This window comes from Burkholderia sp. ABCPW 14, assembly GCF_001523835.1.
Classification (GTDB): Bacteria; Pseudomonadota; Gammaproteobacteria; order Burkholderiales; family Burkholderiaceae; genus Burkholderia; species Burkholderia mayonis.
The window spans coordinates 1-7,010 of record NZ_LOVS01000091.1; the positions used below are offsets into that span (position 1 = coordinate 1).

The 7,010-nt window shown below is 58.2% G+C and carries 12 protein-coding genes; 4 read left to right on the forward strand and 8 right to left on the reverse strand.

Going from position 1 to position 7,010, the window contains the following annotated elements; translation table 11 throughout:
- Nucleotides 1-93: 93 nt before the first annotated feature.
- Nucleotides 94-405: a hypothetical protein gene (locus WS62_RS37420; RefSeq protein ID WP_197422832.1), complete on the reverse strand. Its 312-nt coding sequence runs from the start codon at nt 403-405 to the stop codon at nt 94-96.
- Nucleotides 406-709: 304 nt separating this feature from the next.
- Between WS62_RS37420 and WS62_RS36370 the strand changes: the two genes are divergently transcribed.
- The 4 genes from WS62_RS36370 (at nt 710) to WS62_RS36375 (ending at nt 3,579) form a co-directional block, all read left to right on the forward strand.
- Nucleotides 710-1,141 (forward strand): hypothetical protein, encoded by a 432-nt coding sequence (locus tag WS62_RS36370; RefSeq protein ID WP_156440974.1) that lies wholly within the window; start codon nt 710-712, stop codon nt 1,139-1,141.
- On the forward strand, nt 1,138-2,337 hold the full coding sequence (locus tag WS62_RS13720; protein WP_066571492.1) for a PfkB family carbohydrate kinase: 1,200 nt from the start codon (nt 1,138-1,140) through the stop codon (nt 2,335-2,337). Before WS62_RS36370 ends, WS62_RS13720 begins: the two co-directional genes overlap by 4 nt.
- Nucleotides 2,334-2,930 carry a 7-cyano-7-deazaguanine synthase gene (locus WS62_RS13725; protein ID WP_038782029.1) on the forward strand — a complete coding sequence of 199 codons (597 nt, stop codon included), beginning with the start codon at nt 2,334-2,336 and terminating at the stop codon, nt 2,928-2,930. The genes WS62_RS13720 and WS62_RS13725 overlap by 4 nt, the downstream gene beginning before the upstream one ends.
- Nucleotides 2,931-3,033: 103 nt before the next feature.
- Nucleotides 3,034-3,579 (forward strand): hypothetical protein, encoded by a 546-nt coding sequence (locus tag WS62_RS36375; RefSeq protein WP_156440975.1) that lies wholly within the window; start codon nt 3,034-3,036, stop codon nt 3,577-3,579.
- Between the two features lie 15 nt (nt 3,580-3,594).
- Here WS62_RS36375 and WS62_RS13735 read toward each other — a convergent pair whose 3' ends face one another.
- The 7 genes from WS62_RS13735 to WS62_RS13760 all read right to left on the reverse strand — a co-directional run.
- Nucleotides 3,595-4,386 carry an 8-oxoguanine DNA glycosylase gene (locus WS62_RS13735; RefSeq protein WP_197422833.1) on the reverse strand — a complete coding sequence of 264 codons (792 nt, stop codon included), beginning with the start codon at nt 4,384-4,386 and terminating at the stop codon, nt 3,595-3,597.
- 275 nt (nt 4,387-4,661) lie between these two features.
- A complete protein-coding gene (locus WS62_RS13740) occupies nt 4,662-4,916 on the reverse strand; it encodes a hypothetical protein (protein WP_197422834.1) in 255 nt (84 codons plus the stop codon).
- 79 nt (nt 4,917-4,995) lie between these two features.
- Nucleotides 4,996-5,121: a hypothetical protein gene (locus tag WS62_RS38630; protein ID WP_256732408.1), complete on the reverse strand. Its 126-nt coding sequence runs from the start codon at nt 5,119-5,121 to the stop codon at nt 4,996-4,998.
- Nucleotides 5,114-5,428 carry a hypothetical protein gene (locus WS62_RS13745; protein WP_080498875.1) on the reverse strand — a complete coding sequence of 105 codons (315 nt, stop codon included), beginning with the start codon at nt 5,426-5,428 and terminating at the stop codon, nt 5,114-5,116. Before WS62_RS13745 ends, WS62_RS38630 begins: the two co-directional genes overlap by 8 nt.
- Before the next feature lie 2 nt (nt 5,429-5,430).
- Nucleotides 5,431-5,721, reverse strand: coding sequence for a type II toxin-antitoxin system RelE/ParE family toxin (locus WS62_RS13750; RefSeq protein ID WP_066571496.1), 291 nt, complete (start codon nt 5,719-5,721; stop codon nt 5,431-5,433).
- Nucleotides 5,709-5,987 (reverse strand): CopG family ribbon-helix-helix protein, encoded by a 279-nt coding sequence (locus WS62_RS13755; protein ID WP_066571497.1) that lies wholly within the window; start codon nt 5,985-5,987, stop codon nt 5,709-5,711. Before WS62_RS13755 ends, WS62_RS13750 begins: the two co-directional genes overlap by 13 nt.
- Before the next feature lie 102 nt (nt 5,988-6,089).
- On the reverse strand, nt 6,090-7,010 hold a 921-nt coding region (locus WS62_RS13760; protein ID WP_331460074.1), incomplete at its 5' end, for an LPD7 domain-containing protein.

Consider the following 7,010-nt stretch of genomic DNA (forward strand, 5'->3'; position numbering starts at 1 on the left):
TGAACGCCGCTGAGTGCGTCCTTCGGGTTCTCTTCGTCATTTCTTGGGTTCCTTTGCCTGCATTATCGCTGGCTCAGGCCCCAGCCGTTCCACTTATCCGGTTGTCCGAATTTGCGCGGCCACCTCTTCCGGCCACACGTCGAGCTCGCCGATTATCTCAACACGCGGTATGTCGGCATCGACACTGTGATGGGCAGGGCGGTTGTCATTGATCGTGAGAGGAATGTCGCGAAATGCGAGCCGATCACCTACATTCAAAGCGCCGAAATGAGCGACGCCGGCGACGCGGTCCATTCCGAGTTCACGTTCAGCTTCCGCGACTTTGCGAATCCTTCGATGCGGATTCGGGTCAACCGGCTTCAAGCCGAAGACACCGGCACCCGGATTCGTTATGCGCTGGAACATGCCTCATAACGGATGAAAACCTAACCGGGCCTCCCAGCTCGGTTTTGCTATCCAGCGCAGTATGTTGAATCTCATTCTCGCAAGGATTCCATGTCTCGCGAAGCGATAATCTCACCCATAACTAGAAGAAAATTCTTCGGCCATTTTTTCCAAAATTGTCTCTTAGACTTCGTCGCCAAACTTTTATTTGACAATTGGGCGACTTCATCTAGTATATTTTCCCGACAACCCATGTAAAAATTTCTCAAACAAAAACAAAGTGTGGGCTTGCGCAAAACGATGTGGCCTCGAGAGTTTCATATTTTTGAATATTTCCGATGGGCGTTTAACGTTTCACACCAATAATACGGGGGAAAGTATGTCTGGAAGCGGCGGTGGTGGCGGAGATTGGCGGCCGGAACCCAAAGCACCAGTGCCGGTGCCGAAGGTGGATGGAGACGGTGGCGGTGGTGTCGTGGTAGGTGACCCGTGTGTCATCGACGAAGTGACGTCTCTTAATTCGGTGTCTCCAGCCGCATTACGCAACGTGGGAGCGGGCACCCTTCTCAACGTCGTGTTTATGGCCGGGCCACCGCAACGACTCGTCGCCCAGGACAACACCGGGCAGGTCGTCGGGTCGATCACATCGCGCTCGATGCTTCAGATTATCGAATGCATCCAGAACGGTCGTCGGTATGTCGCAGAAGTACTGGGCATCCAAGGGGGCTCCTGCCAAGTGCGGGTGCGACTGGCATGACGCAAAGCAAAATTGATGTCGTTGGCGGCGTCTATCACGAGCATTGTATTTGGCCTGTATGGGACCAAATCGTTGGTTCTGGTGGACGAGCCGCGACTGCGCTCGTCAGTCACGTCGACAAAGTGACGCTGCACACCTATGCACATCCGGACGTCGAAACCGAATTCAAAAAAGCGGCAACGGTGTACAAATTTGACCTGGCCACAACCGCCGCTCGGGCCGGTATTTCGTTTGAATACGTGCATTGCATGTCGACGCCTGTTATTCGTCCGGCTCTCGCGCGCATTCATACGCACGAGCCCATCGAAGTAAGCGCCAATGCAGTGTTGCGCTTCGGGATGCTGGAGGGTTCGGGAAAGGTTAACGCGAAGTGGTGCGTTTACGACCCACAATCAGCATTCCATCCGGAATCGTTCTGGGAAAACGGTAGCCAGGCCGAGCACCTCGCGATTGTCGCCAACCGAAGCGAAATTGCTGCGATGGCTGGGGATTCAAACCCGAAGACGGCTGCAGCGAGGCTGTTGGAGCGCGGTGCTGAAGTCGTTGTGGTCAAGTCAGGGCCGGCCGGTGCATACGTGTACAGCACTGGCAGCCCAGAGGTACATATCCCCGCCTACCGTAGCGAGATGGTATGGACCATCGGCTCGGGGGACGTATTTGCCGCCATCTTCGCAGCTCAATGGGCAGTACATCGCGCCAGCCCTGCTGCCGCAGCAGAGCTTGCTTCGCGTGCCGTCTCGCAATACGCGGAAACTATGGGATTGCCTGCAGCCCCAGTTCAAGAATTGTCGGAGACTCAGCGCACACCAGCATCCACAGTTGCCGGGAAGGTCTATCTCGCCAGCCCGTTCTTCAATCTTGGACAACGGTGGCTCGTGGACGAGGCACGACGTTGCCTAACTGAGCTCGGCCTCGAGGTATTCTCCCCTGTTCACGACGTCGGCCGCGGTCCTGCCCACGATGTAGCACCGAAGGATATCGAAGCCTTGAACTCCAGTGACCGAGTCTTCGCGATTCTCGATGGTCTTGACGCAGGCACCATCTTTGAAGTTGGCTACGCGCGTTCAAAGAACATTCCCGTATATGCGCTCGCGCAAGCGGTCAACGATGAAGACCTGAAAATGGTCGTTGGAACGGACTGCAGATTGTTCTTCGACTTTGTAACGGCGCTGCATCACACGGCGTGGAAAGCATGAGAACTGCACTTCTTCTGTCCGGGGGTATGGACTCGGTCGCCATCGCCTACTGGGTGCGCCCGGAAGTCGGCATCACGGTGGCGTATGGCCAGCGCGCGGCTCAAGCGGAGGTGCGCGCCGCAGCAGCAGTCTGCGAGGCGCTCAACATCGAGCATCACGTAATAGAGGCCGACCTAAGCGCATTGGGTAGCGGCGATATGGCTGGTCTGTCGCCTGCGACTCTCGCTCCTGTATCGGAGTGGTGGCCATTTCGCAACCAGATGCTGGTCACCCTGGCGGCAATGAAAGCCGTCACGCTCAATGTAAACAGGCTCCTGATAGGTTCGCTGCGGACCGATGGCATCCATGCGGACGGCAAACCTGAGTTCATCACGGCCATGAGTGCAGTGCTGCAATGTCAGGAAGGCGGAATAACGCTCGACGCCCCTGCTATCCAGTTGAGTGGCGCGGAGCTCATCAAAACGTCCGGCGTTCCTACTGACTTGCTCGCATGGGCTCACTCCTGTCACGTCGCCAACGAAGCTTGCGGGATGTGCCGTGGCTGCCGAAAGCACTACGAGACGCTCGAGGAGCTTGGGCTTGACCCATACTGAAGACCCACGACCGCTAGGCGATGGTCCGTACGCGGACTACGCTTGGCCGGTTGAATCGAGTACACCATTCGAGCCATTCAGCGCTCCCGCAGAATCAGCGTTCGTGGACGTGTTCGAACAACGCCGCTCCACTCGCACACTGTCGTCAGCTCCGCTGGAGCTGACGGTTGGAGCGCTGCTTTTCGCACTAATGCCCCGGTTCTGGAAAGAAGGGGACGCGCTGCGGCGAAGTCGCCGCCCGACACTATCGGCCGGCGCCCTTCATCCAATCTCGGTCGTGTTATTCAACAACTCGGCTGTTTTTCGCGTCAACGCCGATTCATGCATGCTCGAGAAGCTCACATTTGCGACCGAGGCACGGGACGCATGGATCGGTAAATGCCAACGGGTGCTCCCCGGTGCAAACGGGGCATTCCTCACGCTCGTCGCCGACATGGCGCGCCCAGCGAGCGCCTACGCGCATTGCGAGACGCTCGTTTGGCGAGATGCGGGCGCTACGCTTCAAACGCTGGCGCTCGTGGCCGCGCTGTTCGGACTGGGTTTCTGCCCGCTAGGTGTACTCGGCAACGAAGTCGTTTCAGCCCTTCCATCGGGGAAACAGCTTCTTGCGGTCGGTGCAGCCGCAATCGGATTGCCGGCACAAAACTGATCGGCGCTGGTTCGATTAGTGAACACTGACGCTGTCGTCGACGAAGAGATCGAGTTGCTCGGACTGCGTGTGCGTCTTCCTCATGATGGCGGACAAACGACGCATGTGATCCCACATGAGACCGTCGAGCGTGGCTGCAGAGACTTCGATAGCTCGCGCAAACGCGATGAAACGAGCCTCCAGTTGTCGATAGTGCGTCTCTGGCTGCCAATCCACCGGGAACAGGTCAAGGTGTTGGCCCACTCGAAGAATGTGAATGTCCAAAATCGCTACTTCGCTCTGCGGGCGCAGGTTGCGAACAATCCACGAAGCCGTCTTGAGACCGATACCCGGCAGCTCGTTCAACCGGTCCCGAAAAGCGATGTCATTTTCGGGAGGAGTAAAGCCGGCCAGCTGTTCAAGGCAGCCGCTCAGATATCGTGCCTTCTGCCGGATGAACCGGTATTTGCGTTCGCGACCTTGAAAGATGAACGGCTCACTCAACGCATCTTCGAGATCTTGCGCAGTGATACCAGCGTGCAGGAGGTTTCGCTCTCGAACGCGTGAATAAGCAGCCAATGCCAACTCTGCGGGCATCCCCCAGCCTCCTAGCAGACACGCAGCCACCTCTTCCTCAAGCGAGCGACCGAGGCGAAAATCGCAGAATGTGCCGGACTCGGTGTGTTGCCAAGCTTGCCCGCGCCAGTATGCCGGAGTCATCAGTTCATCGAATGCTCCCCAACGGATGCCGGGAAGTACTTCTTCGTGCACTGATGGTAGGGTCAATTCGCGAAGTTCACCCGCGATGTGTGCGTACATGGTTTGCATCTGGACTGGTGCTTGTCTGATGATTTCTTGGTGCGCAGCAAAAGTCCGGCTGCGAGGCGTCGCATCATACAACAGTCCTTCCGGCGACCCGATAGACGAATCGTCGCGTACCAGTATAGGTCGAAAAAATTCGAACTCGCGGATTTCCAAACTTCATCCAGCGACGGACCCGCAGCCTCGAAAAACGGCGGACAACGATAATCCCTTGCGGCAAACGGTCTCCACCCAGAGCTTGGCACCTACAAGGTGAACATGACTAGCGGGGTTGGCTGAGTTTAGTGTCCACGAAGTTCGCCAATCGATCGCAGGTGAGTAATCATTCGCGTGTTATTGCCGATCGACGTCGGCGGAAAGCCGCCGTTCTTCCGCAGTTCGTCGGCGTGCTCTGCCGAAAACCCCATGTCGCTCAGGGCTGCGTTATCGCCCTTCGCCAGCGCTTTGTTGGCCGCACGCATGAGGGCGTTCGCCCCTTGAAGGCGCGCGATCTCGAGCCGGATTGCATCCTGGCTGATAGCATACTGCACTGCCATATCATCACCTCTAGTCTCGGTGGTGTTGTGGAAGTCCCGCCCGTGTGTTCCCGCACACGAGCGGGGTGCCTAATGTAGATCAGGTAGACCGCGGAGCCTCCTGGTCCGGCTGCTCCTCGCCGAGCGAGGCGAGAATATCGGGCTGCAGCTCGAGCTGTCTAGCGTAGACCAGCGGCGTGCCGCAGCGGGTGTAATCGTCACGCATTGCCTTTTCCGATCCGGGCGAGCAGTTCGGCTCGCTTCCCGGCATAGCTTATCTGCGCTTCATCGTCAGATACCCATTTCGTGTTCGGATCGTCCGCTTCCTTCAGCCCCTCACGAACCTGTTCCCGGAACCACTGGTCATGCGCTGCCGCATCGGCGAGCAACCGCAAAGTGGACTCATGCCGAACCGTGACCTGCTCCAGGATCAGACAGTAAGCCCGCAGGGGCGACAGTCCCTGCTCGGCCAGAATAGCCGCTGCCTCGTCGTGGAGCACGTCGATCCGCGCCTTGGCCTCGTCATCGGTCATGGTCAATACCCCGCTTCCTTCTGGTGTCGGACGGCTAAGATCGTGACGGTATCGCCATCGAGGCGGTACCGAGCCAAGTAACCACTATCCCCGAAATCGATGGGCCACTCCCGGTACTGTTCGGGCAGATCTTCTACGAGACGCCCCATTCGAGGATGAGCACCAAGAGCCTGGACACCTCGTCTAATCGCTTCGCCAGCCCGCCTCGCGGCGTCAGGATTCTTCGGCCTCAGGAACTCGCGCAGTCGTTGCATGTCCTGGATTGCCGCCGGCGCAAAGATTACTTGTGGCATTCTGGCGGAGGCAGTTCGTTTTCAGTTCCCCAGCTCGCGAGCCACTTATCCACTTCCTCAGCGGTCGCGTGCAGGCCAGTCGCCTGAAATTCATCCCATGCCTTGAGCGTGTCCTGATTCAACGCCTCGCGCTTTTCTTCGCGCTCGACGTACTGTTCAATGGCTTCACGCATGATCCAATGCGCGGTACGCCGACGAGCTTCAGCCAAGTGCTGAACCCGCCCTTTCAGCTCGTCATCAAGCTTGATGGATGTTGCCGTAACCATGAGACGGCCTCCGTAGCAAAAGGTAATACCTGAGACTACTATAGACCTAAACGCCGCCCGAGTCCATGCAGCCCTAATATCTTCGATGACCCATTTCCCCGTTCATGGCTTGCCGGAACGACGAGTAGTTTGCCGAGGCAGTTGCTTCGCTGCGACCACTGCCCTAGCATGCCGCAACGCTTCCTGCTCGGCGTCTCGGAGCCGGACGTCAATTCGATGTTCGACAATAATGTCGATCGCGCGTCGCTTGAATTCTTCGCTGCCAGTGAGCTCGAATGTGCCCCCGTACTTCTCCGCGGCCAATCGAAGCGCGGTCGTGATTGACACGTCGTCGCCGTCGCCTTTGGCAAGTACGTCGATGCGTCGACCGAGATCAATAAACGCGTCGCGGCCATCGTCCAACCGATAGATAACCGCTCCGTCCCGGCGGACGCGGAAATACAGTCCGTTAGCAACGTTCCGTGCAACCGGATCGACGTCGTCAACGTGGACGACGCCGTCGGCATCATCATTGGCCAGCGCTCGCACTAACTCTCGCGTGCGTCGCTTCTCACTGTAGACGAAGCCGCGTAGCTGGCCGATAGCCGCGCCGTCGCCATCGGCCGCTTGGCGCTCGACCCACTCGCGGTATGACAGCCTGCGATTCGTTGGATCTGCGTATAGCTCCTGACGCTCTCTGCGGATCTCCCGTCGCAACCGATCGCGGTCCCGCAGCGTCTCGAATGCGACGACGCTGTACAGCGCGTTGCGGGCTGCAGCGTCCAAGACGGTCTCTCGGATCTCGAGTCGCTTCCGACGGGCGTCTTCGCGGATATCCGCAAATCGCTGCCGCACAGTAGCCGGGTCGAGTCGTCGATATACGAACGCGCTCTTGTACTCACCGTACCGGCCACGCAGTGTTGATGGCGGCGTAAAACCGCGCTTAAACGGCGGCGCAATGCTGAGTAATTTTCTCAAGTACGCAGGGGCCCTCGGGCCCCTTTGACGTGTTGCGACGGCGGTACCGTTCAGAACGGCGGGGCC

Bases quoted from the DNA above. Each gene is read 5' to 3' on its own strand.
- WS62_RS13740 (WP_197422834.1), bottom strand. From the start codon at position 4,916: ATGGCAGTGCAGTATGCTATCAGCCAGGATGCAATCCGGCTCGAGATC.
- WS62_RS13720 (WP_066571492.1), top strand. From the start codon at position 1,138: ATGACGCAAAGCAAAATTGATGTCGTTGGCGGCGTCTATCACGAGCAT.
- WS62_RS13725 (WP_038782029.1), top strand. From the start codon at position 2,334: ATGAGAACTGCACTTCTTCTGTCCGGGGGTATGGACTCGGTCGCCATC.
- WS62_RS37420 (WP_197422832.1), bottom strand. From the start codon at position 405: ATGTTCCAGCGCATAACGAATCCGGGTGCCGGTGTCTTCGGCTTGAAG.
- WS62_RS13755 (WP_066571497.1), bottom strand. From the start codon at position 5,987: ATGGTTACGGCAACATCCATCAAGCTTGATGACGAGCTGAAAGGGCGG.
- WS62_RS38630 (WP_256732408.1), bottom strand. From the start codon at position 5,121: ATGCGTGACGATTACACCCGCTGCGGCACGCCGCTGGTCTACGCTAGA.
- WS62_RS13735 (WP_197422833.1), bottom strand. From the start codon at position 4,386: ATGCAAACCATGTACGCACACATCGCGGGTGAACTTCGCGAATTGACC.
- WS62_RS13750 (WP_066571496.1), bottom strand. From the start codon at position 5,721: ATGCCACAAGTAATCTTTGCGCCGGCGGCAATCCAGGACATGCAACGA.
- WS62_RS13745 (WP_080498875.1), bottom strand. From the start codon at position 5,428: ATGACCGATGACGAGGCCAAGGCGCGGATCGACGTGCTCCACGACGAG.